This window comes from Pseudomonas sp. NPDC086278, from assembly GCF_050280905.1.
Taxonomy (GTDB): Bacteria; Pseudomonadota; Gammaproteobacteria; order Pseudomonadales; family Pseudomonadaceae; genus Aquipseudomonas.
Map to the genome: position 1 here is coordinate 46,222 of NZ_JBNNWE010000029.1, position 13,275 is coordinate 59,496.

General features: G+C 60.3%; 12 protein-coding genes and 1 pseudogene. 10 read left to right on the top strand and 3 right to left on the bottom strand.

Annotation, left to right across the window (positions count from 1 at the left end; genetic code table 11):
- Positions 1–161: 161 nt before the first annotated feature.
- Positions 162–1,529: an inorganic triphosphatase gene (locus ACQKP4_RS11910; RefSeq protein ID WP_427633300.1), complete on the bottom strand. Its 1,368-nt coding sequence runs from the start codon at positions 1,527–1,529 to the stop codon at positions 162–164.
- A gap of 156 nt (positions 1,530–1,685) precedes the next feature.
- Here ACQKP4_RS11910 and argE point away from each other — a divergent pair, with 156 nt between their 5' ends.
- Positions 1,686–2,846 carry an acetylornithine deacetylase gene (gene argE, locus ACQKP4_RS11915; protein ID WP_427633302.1) on the top strand — a complete coding sequence of 387 codons (1,161 nt, stop codon included), beginning with the start codon at positions 1,686–1,688 and terminating at the stop codon, positions 2,844–2,846.
- A 260-nt stretch (positions 2,847–3,106) separates the two neighbouring features.
- Complete coding sequence (gene argA, locus ACQKP4_RS11920; RefSeq protein WP_427633304.1) at positions 3,107–4,405, top strand: amino-acid N-acetyltransferase; 1,299 nt, start codon at positions 3,107–3,109, stop codon at positions 4,403–4,405.
- Between the two features lie 89 nt (positions 4,406–4,494).
- Here argA and tauA read toward each other — a convergent pair whose 3' ends face one another.
- Complete coding sequence (gene tauA, locus ACQKP4_RS11925) at positions 4,495–5,481, bottom strand: taurine ABC transporter substrate-binding protein (protein WP_427633306.1); 987 nt, start codon at positions 5,479–5,481, stop codon at positions 4,495–4,497.
- 368 nt (positions 5,482–5,849) lie between these two features.
- Between tauA and ACQKP4_RS11930 the strand changes: the two genes are divergently transcribed.
- The 8 genes from ACQKP4_RS11930 to ACQKP4_RS11965 all read left to right on the top strand — a co-directional run bounded on the left by ACQKP4_RS11930 (position 5,850) and on the right by ACQKP4_RS11965 (position 13,133).
- Positions 5,850–7,190, top strand: a complete 1,341-nt coding sequence (locus tag ACQKP4_RS11930; protein ID WP_427633308.1) for an OprD family porin — start codon at positions 5,850–5,852, stop codon at positions 7,188–7,190.
- 293 nt (positions 7,191–7,483) lie between these two features.
- Positions 7,484–8,122: a peroxiredoxin gene (locus tag ACQKP4_RS11935; RefSeq protein ID WP_427633310.1), complete on the top strand. Its 639-nt coding sequence runs from the start codon at positions 7,484–7,486 to the stop codon at positions 8,120–8,122.
- A gap of 333 nt (positions 8,123–8,455) precedes the next feature.
- A complete protein-coding gene (gene ssuE, locus ACQKP4_RS11940; RefSeq protein WP_427633312.1) occupies positions 8,456–9,049 on the top strand; it encodes an NADPH-dependent FMN reductase in 594 nt (197 codons plus the stop codon).
- A gap of 101 nt (positions 9,050–9,150) precedes the next feature.
- On the top strand, positions 9,151–10,116 hold the full coding sequence (locus ACQKP4_RS11945) for a sulfonate ABC transporter substrate-binding protein (RefSeq protein ID WP_427633314.1): 966 nt from the start codon (positions 9,151–9,153) through the stop codon (positions 10,114–10,116).
- Positions 10,117–10,141: 25 nt separating this feature from the next.
- The gene (gene ssuD / locus ACQKP4_RS11950) at positions 10,142–11,290 is read left to right on the top strand and encodes an FMNH2-dependent alkanesulfonate monooxygenase (protein WP_427633316.1); all 1,149 of its coding nucleotides are present in this window, start codon (positions 10,142–10,144) and stop codon (positions 11,288–11,290) included.
- Between the two features lie 8 nt (positions 11,291–11,298).
- Positions 11,299–12,081 carry an aliphatic sulfonate ABC transporter permease SsuC gene (gene ssuC, locus ACQKP4_RS11955; RefSeq protein ID WP_427633318.1) on the top strand — a complete coding sequence of 261 codons (783 nt, stop codon included), beginning with the start codon at positions 11,299–11,301 and terminating at the stop codon, positions 12,079–12,081.
- Positions 12,078–12,884: an aliphatic sulfonates ABC transporter ATP-binding protein gene (gene ssuB / locus ACQKP4_RS11960; RefSeq protein ID WP_427633320.1), complete on the top strand. Its 807-nt coding sequence runs from the start codon at positions 12,078–12,080 to the stop codon at positions 12,882–12,884. Before ssuC ends, ssuB begins: the two co-directional genes overlap by 4 nt.
- Positions 12,885–12,917: 33 nt before the next feature.
- A complete protein-coding gene (locus ACQKP4_RS11965) occupies positions 12,918–13,133 on the top strand; it encodes a TOBE domain-containing protein (protein ID WP_003229256.1) in 216 nt (71 codons plus the stop codon).
- Positions 13,134–13,183: 50 nt separating this feature from the next.
- On the opposite strand, the pseudogene ACQKP4_RS11970 reads toward ACQKP4_RS11965, so the two are convergent.
- Positions 13,184–13,275: pseudogene (locus tag ACQKP4_RS11970) on the bottom strand (HAD family hydrolase); the annotation flags it as partial.

Consider the following 13,275-nt stretch of genomic DNA (forward strand, 5'->3'; position numbering starts at 1 on the left):
GCGAGGGGGCTTGCCCCCGTTGGGTCGCGCAGCGGCCCTAAAAACAGGACTGCTCTAAAAACAGGACTGCTGCGCAGCCCAACGGGGGCAAGCCCCCTCGCCACAAAAGCCCACTCACCACCAAAGCCCCTCAGCCACAGAAAGCCCCAAGCCACAGGCTGTTACATGCGCAGCAGCATTTTCCAGGCGCGATTCTGATACACCGCAATCGCCTGCTGCTTGCGCGCATCCAGCGACTCGTCGGTGATCGGCTCGTTGGCCAGCTGCGCCAATTGCTTCAGCTCGCCGTACAAGCGATCCATTTCCGGGATGTCCAGCACGTGACGGGCGTGATGCAGCCAGGCCTGAATGCGCTCGATGCGCGGCAGTTGCTCGGCGAGGTCTTCCGGCTGTTGCTGATAACGCTGCAATTGCAGCGAGGTCGCTTCTTCGCCCAGCAGGCGCGGCAACCAACTGCCCAATTGCGCGGCGCCCTGGCGATTGCCGCGAACGTTGCGATCAGCCGCCCAGGTGCGAGCCAGCAACCAGCGCGAGCTGTTCAGCGAGAACAGGCCCCAGCGTGGGTCTTGCAGTTCTTCGAGGAATTGTTCCGGCGCGGCTTTGCGCACGTCTTCGTCGTCGACACCGGCCTGCACCAGCGGACGCCAGTCTTCCAGCAAGGCATCCAGCGCGACGCGCATATCATGCGTCGACTGACGCGGCGCGGCCTGGCCCAGGCTGCTGAGCAGTGCGCGCAATTCGGCGAGGTTCTCGACCCAGTCCAGCAACAGGCGCCAGTGGCCATTGAAGCGATATTGTTCAGCCAGACGCTGGCTGCTGCCCAACAAGTGCCAGCTCAGCGCGGCGAAGGCGTCGTCCAGTGGGGTTTCGGCGGTGATTTGCGGCGCCGGCAGGCTCAACGAGTAGCTGTTGGCGTCGTACAGACGATAACCACGCTCGGCCTTGCTGATGTCACACGGCATCAGGGCCAGGGTCGCGGCCAGTTCGGCGGCCAGTTCGAGCAGGGCGGCGGGCTCGCCTTCGCGCAGTTCGAGTTCCAGCTCGCAGATTTCTTCTTTCTGCTTGCCGACCACCACGTGGCCAAAATCCAGCGCGGCTTCGATGACCACTTTGGTCTTGCCGCGGCCCCAGGCGATTTCCGCACGTTCGCGCACGAAATCGGTGGTGAAGATCGGCTTCAGGGTTTTTTTGTCCAGCTCGGCCAGTTCTTCAGGCCAGCATTCGCCGTCGAGTTTTTTCACGTCGAGCTTGGCTTTGGGCAGGTTCCAGTCGTATTCGTTACGCTCGGACAAACCGGCGACACTCTGGCCACGGGTCTTGAGCGTCTGAATCACTTCTTCGCCATCGCGGCGCAGGCGCAGGGCAACCTTGGCGCGGGCCAGGTCACGCTCAGGCGTGTCGAAGTACTGGTTCATCAGTTCACGGCGTTCCCAGCCACTTTTGTTGCGTTTTTTCAGCAGCGGGTGCTCGCGCAGTGCGGCGAGAGTTTCGCGGCTGACGCGGAGTTTGATTTCGGTTTCTTTCTGCATGGCCGGAAAATCCAGGATCGGGAGCGCAGCCGGGGGAATGTGTGGCTGCCAAGGTCGTGCAGTGTACAGGACTGTCCGCCGCTGCGTGCCGCGACGGTTTATTCCTGTCACCGGATGGTTCTATGATGGACCTCAATTCGGGAGTTGGAGTCAGCGATGCCTTTGCCGTCCATGAAAGATCAGTTCGCTGCGCTGATCGCTGCACCGTCGGTCAGCTGTACCCAGGCGAGCCTCGATCAGACTAACCGTCCAGTGATCGACTTGCTGGCGACGTGGCTCGGTGACTTGGGTTTCGCCTGCGATATCCAGCAGGTCAGCCCCGGCAAATTCAATTTGCTCGCCACGTTTGGTTCCGGCCCAGGTGGCCTGGTGCTGGCCGGCCACAGCGACACGGTGCCGTTCGACGGTGCGTTGTGGCAAACCGACCCGCTCAAGCTCACCGAAGTCGATGGCCGCTGGGTTGGCCTGGGCAGTTGCGACATGAAGGGCTTTTTCGCGTTGGCCATCGAGGCGGTGATTCCTCTGCTCGACCAGCCGTTCAAGCAACCGCTGCTGATCCTTGCCACCTGCGATGAAGAAAGTTCGATGTCTGGCGCCCGCGCCTTGGCCGCCGCCGGACGGCCGCTGGGCCGCGCGGCGGTGATTGGCGAGCCGACCGGGCTCAAGCCGATCCGCATGCATAAAGGCATCATGATGGAGCGCATCGACATCCTCGGTCAGAGCGGCCATTCCTCAGACCCGAGCCTGGGTCACAGCGCCCTCGAAGCCATGCACGATGCCATCGGCGAACTGCGCGGCCTGCGACTGTTGTGGCAACGCGAATTCCGCAATCCGCAATTTGGGGTGCCGACGCCGACCATGAATTTCGGCTGCATTCATGGCGGCGACAACCCGAACCGTATCTGCGGCCAGTGTTCGCTGGAGTTCGACTTGCGACCATTGCCGGGCATGGACCCCGAAGCCCTGCGCGCAGAGATTCTGCAGCGGCTCAACCCGGTTGCCGAACGCCATCAGGTGAAAATCACCTACGCGCCGTTGTTCCCCGAAGTACCGCCGTTCGAGCAGGCCGAGGACACCGAATTGGTCCGCGTCGCGCAAAAGCTCACGGGCCATCGTGCCGAAGCAGTGGCGTTCGGCACCGAAGCGCCTTATCTTCAGCAACTTGGCTGCGAAACACTGGTGCTCGGCCCCGGCGATATCGCCTGTGCCCACCAGCCAGGGGAATACCTCGAAATGTCACGTTTGCAGCCTACGGTGCATCTATTACGACAACTGATTGAACATTACTGCCTGACCCCGGCCAGTTCAGCGCAATGAAAATGTGGGAGCGGGCTTGCTCGCGAAGGCGGCGTGTCAGTCAGCATCAACTTCGACTGTTCCAGCGCTTTCGCGAGCAAGCCCGCTCCCACAGGGTTTTGTGTTTTGGCTGAGTGACTCTATAAATTACCGATGTTCAAACCCGTATTCATGAGGAGAGCGCGCGTGTCGCCAAGCCTGTTCCGACGATAACCATCAGCCCGCTGTGCGTTTTCAGTTTCGCCCATTTTTTGGCTGCTATTTATTACAGGCCCAGGTTAATGCCCGAATACGTTAATTGGCTTCGTCACGCTTCGCCTTACATCAACGCCCACCGCGATTGCACCTTTGTCGTCATGCTGCCCGGCGACGGCGTTGAGCATCCGAACTTCGGCAATATCGTCCACGACCTGGTGCTGCTGCACAGCCTGGGTGTGCGACTGGTGCTGGTTCACGGTTCCCGTCCGCAAATCGAAACCCGCCTCGCCGCGCGGGGCCTGACGCCGCATTACCACCACGGCATGCGCATCACCGATGCCGCGACGCTGGAGTGTGTGATCGATGCCGTTGGCCAGTTGCGCATCGCCATCGAAGCGCGGCTGTCGATGGACATGGCGTCCTCGCCGATGCAGGGCTCGCGCCTGCGGGTGGCCGGCGGCAATCTGGTGACGGCGCGGCCGATCGGCGTGCTTGAAGGTGTCGACTATCACCACACCGGCGAAGTGCGTCGGGTCGACCGCAAAGGCATCAACCGCCTGCTGGACGAGCGCTCCATCGTGCTGCTGTCGCCACTGGGCTACTCGCCGACCGGCGAAATTTTCAACCTCGCGTGCGAAGACGTCGCCACGCGCGCCGCTATCGACCTGAGCGCAGACAAGCTGCTGCTGTTTGGCGCCGACCTGGGCCTGATCGATGAAAACGGCCGGCTGGTTCGCGAGTTGCGCCCGCAGCAGGTTCCGGCGCATTTGCAGCGCCTGGGCAGCAACTATCAGGCGGAACTGCTGGACGCGGCGGCTGAGGCTTGCCGTGGCGGTGTGGCGCGCAGTCATATCGTCAGTTACGCCGAAGACGGTGCGCTGCTGACCGAACTGTTCACCCGTGACGGCGGCGGTACGCTGGTGGCGCAGGAGCAATTTGAAGTCGTGCGCGAAGCCGCCATCGAAGACGTCGGCGGATTATTGGACCTGATCAGCCCGCTGGAAGAGCAGGGGATTCTGGTACGCCGTTCCCGCGAGGTGCTGGAGCGTGAGATCGAGCAGTTCAGCGTGGTTGAGCGCGAAGGCATGATCATCGCGTGCGCGGCGCTGTATCAGATTGCCGATTCGGACGCGGGGGAGCTGGCGTGCCTGGCGGTGAACCCGGAGTATCGCCATGGCGGTCGTGGCGATGAGCTGCTGGAGCGCATTGAAACCCGTGCGCGTGCGCAGGGTTTGAAAACCTTGTTTGTCCTCACCACCCGGACCGCGCACTGGTTCCGTGAGCGCGGGTTTGTGCCGAGCAGCGTCGAGCGCCTGCCATCGGCGCGGGCGTCGCTGTACAACTATCAGCGGAATTCGAAGATCTTCGAAAAGACCTTGTAACCGCAGTGCCCCCATCGCGAGCAAGCTCGCTCCCACAGGGATCTTGGTGTTTACAACACCACTGTGGGAGCGAGCTTGCTCGCGAAAAATCAGTCAGTGACAAACTTCGCGCTGACATACGCCGAATAATCCGGCAGCACTGTCTCTACCTTCCCTTGCTCCTTCAAGAATTTCGCCGTCTCACCAATTGCCTTCGCCGTGCCGCCGTCCAGCAGCGCGGTGGTCTGCTGCGCCTTGGCGTCCGGGAACGTGGAGCCCGCCAGCAACTCCGGCACGTCGGCGGCATTGGCACCGGTCAGTTTGGCGATTTTCTGCACAGGCACCGAATCGGCGGTCCAGCTGTCTTTGTGCGCGGCGTAGTCCGCGAATGAGTCCAGCGTGACTTTGGCGAATTTGGCCACGACGTCCGGGTGCTTCTCGGCGTAATCCTTGCGCGCCACCCACACCTCGAAGGTCGGCGCGCCCCACTGTCCGACCTGCGCCGCGTCGGTCAAGGTCTTGCCCGTCTTGCGAATTTCCCCAAGGGCGGGCGACCAGACAAAGGCGCCATCGATGTCGCCACGTTTCCACGCCGCCGCGATTTCCGCCGGTTGCAGGTTCACTACTTTGACTTTCGAGGCGTCCAGGCCCCAATGCTTCAGCGCGCCGAGCAAGCTGTAATGGGACGTCGAAACGAACGGTGTGGCGATGGTCTTGCCGATCAGATCTTCCGGTTTATTGATGCCGCTACCGTTACGCACCACGAGTGCTTCGGCGGCGTTGATCTGAGCGGAAACGATAAACGCGACAATCGGCAGGTTGCGCGAAGCCGCAGCGGCCAGAGGGCTCGAACCGAGGTTGCCGATCTGCACATCGCCGGAGGCAATGGCCGTTACCACTTCCGGCCCACTGTTGAATCGGCGCCAGTCGATTTTCTCGCCTATGGCTTTCTCGTAAGCGCCATCGGCCTGGGGGACTTTGCTGGGGTCGATGCCGGTTTGATAGCCGACCGTGAGGTTCGCCGCTTGGGCGCCCACAGAAAATAAAACCGATATACAAACTGTAACAATTTGACTGGATAGTGCGCGTTTGGCCATGATGGCGTCGCCTTTTTGATAGGGATTGACGTATGCAACATGCGTCAAAGCTAATCGATCTAAAAAAAGGCTAACAAATACTGTTTAGGAATTAGCTTAGGCGCCGATACCCTGTGTCCGATGCGGGTGACTAGCGGCTAGCCATATTCCAGAACGGTATGAAAAAGAATGAAATAATTCTTTTTGGGTTTATGAATAAATCATTACCCTGCACGGACCAAAAATCACTGCGGTTAGACCTTGGTCGTAGACACGGACGGTTGCGATTGACTTGTCAGTCACGGTCTGGCGCTAATCGCGCATCTTCGGATCCGGGGCATTCGACCCAGGACCAGGAACACAAGAATTAGAACGAGAGGAGCGAAACAATGAACAAGTCCACCTTGGCCCTGGCTGTGGCCGTAGGGGTTTTGGCGCAGCAGGCAGGCGCCGCCGGTTTCATCGAAGACAGCAAGGCTACTTTGGGGCTGCGTAACTTCTACATCAACACCGATAACCGTGACGGCACTGGCCCGAACAAAAACGAAGAATGGGGCCAAGGCTTCGATCTGCGTTTCATCTCGGGTTACACCCAGGGCACCGTTGGTTTTGGTGTTGACGCGATCGGCCTGCTGGGCGTGCGTCTGGATTCGGGCGGCGGTACTAACGGCGCCGCTAACAATTCTTACGGTGGCACTGTTTTCCCAAGCAAATCGAACGGCGAAGCGGTCAATGACTTCTCCAGCCTGGGCGTGACTGCAAAAGCCAAGATCTCCCAGACCGAACTGAAATTGGGCACCCTGCAGCCAAAACTGCCGGTTATCGTGACCAACGACGGTCGTCTGCTGCCGCAAACCTGGCAGGGTGGCCAGATCACCTCGAACGACATCAAGGATCTGACCCTGGTCGGTGGTCAGATCGAACAAGTAAAAGGTCGTAACTCGAGCAACAACCAGTCGATGTCGATCTCGGGCGCCAACGGCCGTACCGCAGCAGGCCGCGACAGCAACAAGTTCAACTACGCCGGTGGTGACTACAAAATCACCAAAGACCTGACTGCCCAGTACTACTTCGGCAACCTGGAAGACTTCTACAAGCAACACTTCCTGGGTCTGGTGCACAACTGGGCAATCGGCCCGGGCGTTTTGAAGTCCGATCTGCGTTACTTCAACAGCTCTGACGACGGTGCTAACGGTCACAACCCGTTCTACTACACCACCGGCAACTACAACGCGCCGAACGGCAAAGGCAAAGTCGACAACAACCTGTACAGCGGCCTGTTCCTGTACACCGTTGCCGGCCACACCTTCGGCGGCGGTTACCAGGTCAGCAACGGCAGCAGCGACTTCCCTTGGCTGAACCAGGGCGACGGCTCGTCGAACTACACCATCACCGACATGCAAATCCAGAAGTTCGGCCGTGCCGGCGAACGCACCTGGCAAGCACGCTACTCGTATGATTTCGCGAAAGTGGGTGTGCCAGGCCTGACTGCCGGCATGGTCTACCTGCGTGGCGACAACATCGACACCGTGAACGCAAGCGGTGGTCAGTTGGCCAACGGCGCTTCCGAGTGGGAACGTGACCTGACTATCGGTTACGTAGTACCTGAAGGCCCGCTGAAAAACGTCGGCTTCATGTGGAAAAACGCTATGTGGCGCACCGACCTGCCGAACACCCGTTCGCAGGACGAAAACCGCCTGATCCTCAGCTACTCGATCCCGCTGTTGTAATAGCGCTCGCGTAACCGAAGTAAAAAAAGCCCCGCGCGGCAGCTCGCCGCGCGGGGCTTTTGCGTTTTCAAAGCGGAGTCACCCCCGTAATCTCGCCTTGAAACGCCCCTCTTTGCAGCTACTCAAGGCCTTCTCGAACCTTGCGAACGATAGTCGTCCCGATGCCTGTCGAGGTCCAGTGAACAGATCTTTAATATTCTTTTAGGATCTAAACAAATCGATATTTATTCTTTTTAATCCATAAAAAACACAGGCACAGTTGGGCTCATCAAGCACTCACCAGGAGCAGCACCATGAGCCTCAGACTTGGCGACATCGCCCCCGACTTCGAACAGGATTCCAGCGCCGGCACCATCCGTTTCCACGAGTGGCTGGGCGATAGCTGGGGCGTGCTGTTTTCCCATCCGGCGGACTTCACGCCTGTGTGCACCACCGAGTTGGGCTTCACCGCCAAGTTGAAAGATGAATTCGCCACGCGTGGCGTGAAAGCCATCGCGCTGTCGGTGGACCCGGTGGACTCGCACCACAAGTGGATCGAAGACATCAACGAAACCCAGAACGCCGTCGTCAATTTCCCGATTCTGGCCGACGCTGATCGCAAGGTATCCGACCTCTACGATCTGATTCACCCGAACGCCAACGACACCCTGACCGTGCGCTCGCTGTTCGTGATTGACCCCAACAAGAAGGTGCGGCTGACCATCACTTACCCGGCGAGCACCGGCCGCAATTTCCATGAAATCCTGCGCGTGATCGACTCGCTGCAACTCACCGATAACTACAAAGTCGCCACCCCGGCCAATTGGCAGGACGGCGATGAAGTGGTGATCGTGCCGTCGCTCAAGGATGAAGATGAAATCAAGAAGCGCTTTCCCAAGGGGTATCGCGCGGTGAAACCGTACCTGCGCCTGACGCCACAGCCTAACCGGTGAATCATCAGCAGTTGCGGCGCGGCTGATATCGCCTTCGCGAGCAAGCCCGCTCCCACAGTGGACCGCGTTGTTCACCGTGGGAGCGGGCTTGTTCGCGAAGGCGGCATGACCAGCGCCGCTGACTTCAGATTGAACAGCATCCATAGCAGGGGATTTCAGGCCGTTTCGACGGCCTGTTTTTTTGCCCGGAGAACAGTGTTTTGCATAGATAAATAAAGAATAACCAAATGAATAAATATGATTTATGGATATAACAATCAGCTGTTAAGGTCACTGCCATCAAAGCGAGATCGCACACTGCGAATCGCCAAAACGTTTCAAGGAATTCTCTGAATGCTGGTCGTCTCACTCGGTGGCAGTCCCAGCCAACGCTCCCGCTCCGGGGTGCTGCTGGAGCGTTCGCAACGCTGGTTGCAGCAGCAAGGTGTGGAAGTGGTGAGTTACCAGATACGGGACTTCCCGGCTGAAGACTTGCTGCACGCACGCTTCGACAGCCCGAAGGTGATCGATTTGCTGCAACAGATTGAAAACGCCGATGGCCTGCTGATCGCCACCCCGGTGTACAAGGCGTCGTTCTCCGGCGCATTGAAAACCGTTCTGGACTTACTGCCCGAGCGCGCCTTGGCCCACAAAGTGGTGTTGCCAATGGCCACCGGCGGCAGCATTGCTCACATGCTGGCGGTGGATTACGCGCTCAAACCGGTGCTGTCGGCGCTGAAAGCCCAGGAAATGCTCCACGGGATTTTTGCCGAAGACAGCCAGATCGCTTACGGCGAAGGCAGCGCCCAGGCGCAGTTGGCGCCGGAACTGGAACAACGCTTGAACGAGTCGCTGGAATTGTTTTTCAGCGCCATGGCGCGACGGCCCAAGCCGCTCGATCCGAACCTGTTGAACGAACGTCTGTTGAGTGCTCGCTGGAGCATTTGAGCCTGCACTCAAGCCACACCTGAAATTGAAGTACTGGCCTTACTCGCCCGCTAACGGGCAAGCAGGTGCAGCCACAACCCAACGGCAAAAAGGAGAGCGTTATGCGCACTGTCATTTTGCGTCGTGGTCTGGTCGCTCTGTTTGTTGCGGCTGTGTCCTTCGGCGCCATTACCCAAGCCCAAGCCGAGACGCTGAGAATCGGTTATCAAAAGTACGGCACGCTGGTGCTGCTCAAAGCCAAGGGCACGCTGGAAAAACGCCTCGCCGCCCAAGGCGTGGACGTGCAATGGACTGAGTTTCCCGGCGGCCCGCAACTGCTCGAAGGCCTGAACGTCGGCTCCATCGACTTCGGCGTTACCGGCGAAACCCCGCCAGTGTTCGCTCAAGCGGCCGGCGCCGATCTGCTCTACGTCGCCTACGAACCGCCTGCGCCCCACAGCGAAGCAATCCTGGTGCCGAAGGATTCGCCGATCAAAACCGTGGCGGACCTCAAAGGCAAGAAAGTCGTCCTGAACAAAGGCTCCAACGTTCACTACCTGTTGGTGCGTGCGCTGGAGGATGCCGGCCTCAAATACACCGACATCCAGACCGTGTTCCTGCCGCCGGCCGATGCCCGCGCCGCGTTCGAGCGTGGCAGCGTCGATGCCTGGGTCATCTGGGACCCTTACCAGGCCGCCGCCGAACAACAACTGCAAGCGCACGCCCTGCGCGATGGCCAGGGCCTGGTCGACAACCATCAGTTCTACCTCGCGACCAAGCCTTACGCGCAGAAAAATCCCGAGGTGATCAAAACCCTCGTCGAAGAAGTGCGCGCGGTCGGTGAATGGTCCAAAGCCAACCCTGAAGAAGTCACCCAACAGGTGTCGCCGCTGCTCGGCCTGCCGGCAGACATCACCCTGACTTCGGTGAAACGCCAGGGTTACGGCGCGTTGTTCCTGACTCCTGACGTGGTCGCCGCGCAACAGAAAATCGCCGACAGCTTCTATCAGCTCAAGCTGATTCCGAAGCCGCTGAGCATCAAAGACGTGATCTGGACGCCGCCGGCAGCCGTTGCCAAAGCGCAGTAATTCGATTTCCTAAGGAGACCACTCCATGAGCCTCAATATCTTCTGGTTCCTGCCTACCCACGGCGACGGCCATTACCTTGGCACCGCCGAAGGCGCCCGCGCCGTCGACCACGGTTACCTGCAACAAGTCGCGCAAGCGGCGGATCGCCTGGGCTTCGGCGGAGTGCTGATTCCCACTGGCCGCTCGTGCGAAGACTCGTGGCTGGTGGCCGCGTCGTTGATCCCGGTGACCCAGCGTTTGAAGTTCCTTGTCGCGTTGCGCCCCGGGATCATTTCCCCGACGGTGGCGGCGCGTCAGGCGGCGACGCTGGATCGCCTGTCCGGCGGGCGGGCGTTGTTCAACCTGGTGACCGGTGGGGACCCGGAAGAATTGGCCGGCGACGGTTTGTTTCTCAGCCACGAAGAGCGCTATCAGGCCTCGGTGGAATTCACCCGCATCTGGCGTCGGGTGCTGGAAGGTGAAACCGTCGATTACGACGGTCAGCACATCAGCGTGAAAGGCGCGAAGTTGCTCTATCCGCCGATTCAGCAACCGCGTCCGCCGCTGTATTTCGGTGGCTCTTCCGAGGCGGCACAAGACCTCGCCGCAGAACAGGTAGAAATGGTCCTGACCTGGGGCGAACCACCGGCCGCCGTGGCCGAGAAGATTGAACAAGTGCGCGCGAAAGCGGCGAAGCTCGGTCGTACCGTGCGCTTCGGCATTCGCTTGCATGTGATCGTGCGTGAAACCAACGAAGAGGCCTGGCAAGCAGCGGATCGTCTGATCTCGCATGTGGACGACGAGACCATCGCCCGGGCACAGGCGTCGCTGGCGCGTTTTGATTCGGTCGGCCAGCAACGCATGGCCGCGCTGCATGGCGGCAACCGCGACAACCTCGAAGTCAGCCCGAATCTGTGGGCCGGTGTCGGTCTGGTGCGCGGCGGTGCCGGCACGGCGCTGGTGGGCGACGGTCCGACCGTGGCCGCTCGCGTGAAGGAATACGCGGACCTGGGCATCGACACGTTCATCTTCTCCGGTTATCCACACCTGGAAGAGTCGTACCGCGTGGCCGAATTGCTGTTCCCGCACCTGGACATCGAGCGTCCGGAGTTGCCGAAGGGCGCCAATTACGTCAGCCCCTTCGGTGAGATGGTCGCCAACGACATTCTTCCCAAAGCCGCGTCCCAGAGCTGAGGCGCGCCATGAAAAAAATCATCCACAGCCTCGCGCCCTGGGCGCTGCCGGTATTGCTGCTGGCGGTCTGGCAGTTGTCGGTGTCGGCGGGCTGGTTGTCGACGCGGATTCTGCCGGCGCCCATTGCCGTGATCGAAGCCGGCGTGAGCCTGGTGCGCAGCGGCGAAATCTGGACGCACCTGGCGATCAGCGGCTGGCGCGCGGCGCTGGGCTTCACCATCGGCGGCAGCATTGGCCTGGCGCTGGGCTTCATCACCGGCCTGTCGAAATGGGGCGAGCGCCTGCTCGACAGTTCGGTGCAGATGATCCGCAACGTGCCGCACCTGGCGCTGATTCCACTGGTGATTTTGTGGTTCGGCATCGACGAGTCCGCAAAGATTTTCCTGGTGGCGCTGGGCACGTTGTTCCCGATTTACCTCAACACCTATCACGGCATCCGCAACGTCGACCCGGCGCTGGTGGAGATGGCGCGCAGTTACGGTCTGTCCGGTTTCAGCCTGTTCCGGCAGGTAATCCTGCCGGGCGCCTTGCCTTCGATTCTGGTCGGCGTGCGCTTCGCGTTGGGCTTCATGTGGCTGACGCTGATCGTCGCTGAAACCATCTCCGCGAGTTCCGGCATCGGCTACCTGGCGATGAATGCGCGGGAGTTTTTGCAGACCGACGTGGTGGTGCTGGCGATTCTTCTGTACGCGGTGCTCGGCAAGCTCGCCGACCTCGCGGCCCGTGGGCTTGAGCGTGTCTGGCTGCGCTGGCATCCGGCTTATCAGGTTGCCAAGGGAGGTGCCGCATGACCGCTCAACAACCTCCACGCCTGCTGCGCGGGATTCCGCTGGCGGTGCGCAAGCTGCAAAAAACCTTCGGCGCGCGGCAGGTGCTGCGTGAGATCGATCTGCACATTCCGGCCGGTCAATTCGTTGCCGTGGTCGGTCGCAGCGGCTGCGGCAAAAGTACTTTACTGCGCTTGCTGGCCGGGCTCGATAAACCCACTGGCGGTGAATTGCTTGCAGGCTCGGCACCGCTGAGCGATGCGCGGGAAGACACGCGACTGATGTTCCAGGAAGCGCGTTTGCTGCCGTGGAAAAAGGTCATCGACAACGTGGGTCTTGGCCTTAAAGGCAACTGGCGGCCGCAAGCGCTGGAGGCACTGGAATCAGTCGGCCTGGCGGACCGCGCCAACGAATGGCCGGCGGCCTTGTCGGGTGGCCAGAAGCAACGTGTGGCGCTGGCCCGCGCGCTGATTCACCAGCCGCGCTTGCTGTTGCTGGACGAACCGCTGGGCGCGCTGGATGCCCTGACCCGGATTGAAATGCAGCAACTGATCGAACGGCTCTGGCAGAAGCACGGTTTCACCGTGTTGCTGGTGACCCATGACGTCAGTGAAGCGGTGGCGATTGCCGATCGGGTAATTCTGATCGAAGAGGGCGAAGTCGGCCTCGACCTGCACGTTGAATTGCCGCGGCCTCGGGTGCGTGGTTCTCATCGGCTGGCGGCGCTGGAAACCGAAGTCCTCAATCGTGTGCTGTCACTGCCCGGTGAACCGCCGGAGCCGGAACCTGTTTCACCCTTGCCGACGCAATTGCGTTGGGCTCAATAACTCAAGCCTTATCCAACGACAGGAATCAACATCATGACTATCAAAGCCATCAACGTTCGTAACCAGTTCAAAGGCTCGATCAAGGAAATCGTGCTGGGTGACGTGCTGTCGGAAATCGACGTGCAAACCGCATCCGGCATCGTCACTTCAGTGATCACCACCCGCTCGGTAAAAGAGCTGGAACTGGTGGTCGGCAGCGAAGTGATCGCCTTCGTAAAATCCACCGAGGTGTCGATCGCCAAGTTGTAAGCAGCGTGCATTGCCAACAACCCCGGGGGGTGTGAGCCCTTCGGGGTCCCTGGCTCGCTGCTCAAGACCCGTTCACGAATCCCCCACAAATGTTCCACCGGCACCGCGCCGAGGTTCGGCGCATGTTCGGTCAGCCACTCAC